The sequence below is a fragment of the Salinicola sp. MH3R3-1 genome (genome assembly GCF_001937155.1).
Lineage (GTDB): Bacteria > Pseudomonadota > Gammaproteobacteria > Pseudomonadales > Halomonadaceae > Salinicola > Salinicola halophyticus.
In genome coordinates, this window is sequence record NZ_MSDP01000125.1 from 1 (window position 1) to 727 (window position 727).

Here is a 727-nt window from a genome sequence, read left to right on the forward strand (position 1 = left end):
CAACACCGGCTGGGTCAGCGCCTTGCGCGAAGACTTGGTGTCGAAGCTCCACTTCTCTTTACCGGTGCCCGGGTCGAGCGCGATCAGGCGATAGAAGGGCGTGCCGATATAGATGGTGTCGTTGGCGAAGACGGGCGTCGCCGACCAGACGCTTGCCGGCGTATCTCCGGAACCGTCGGAGACGTCACCGGTATGGAATTCCCAGACTTTCTCGAGATCGCCGACATTGTCCGCCGTAATCTGGTCGAGGGGGCTGTACTTCTGGGCGTTGAGCTGACCGTGGAAGCTGTCCCAGGTGGCGTTTTCCGGCACCAGCGGAATCGACGGGCGATCGCTGTCGTTGCGGGCGCCGGTGTCCGTCGTGGCAACGTCTTCGGAATCCTGAGAGTCGGCAGCGCTGTCGCTCTGAGTCGAATCGCTCTGAGTCGAATCGCTCTGAGTCGAATCGCTCTGAGTCGAATCGCTCTGAGTCGAATCGCTTTGAGTCGACTCGCTCTGAGCGGCATCGGACTGAGTGGCGCCCTGAGTTCCGGCTGATGAATCATCGGCACTGCTATTGGCCGAAGACTGATTGGATTCGGTGGGCTGATCTTGCGCCAGCAGTGGAGCGGGAGCGATCAAGAGCGCGAGTGCCGTGGCCATTCCCAGCCGCTGTGCCGTAGCTTTCAGCGTGGGTATGGACAGTGTCGGCGAGGGTATGGGCATGAATCGGCTCCTCATGAATGAA

Annotated in this window: 1 protein-coding gene; it reads right to left on the minus strand. The window is 60.7% G+C overall.

All coding sequences use genetic code 11. The annotated features are described in order from the left end of the window. A partial coding sequence (locus BTW08_RS18850) for a PQQ-binding-like beta-propeller repeat protein (RefSeq protein WP_246837795.1) occupies positions 1-705 on the minus strand: 705 nt, incomplete at its 3' end. Between the last annotated feature and the right edge of the window lie 22 nt (positions 706-727).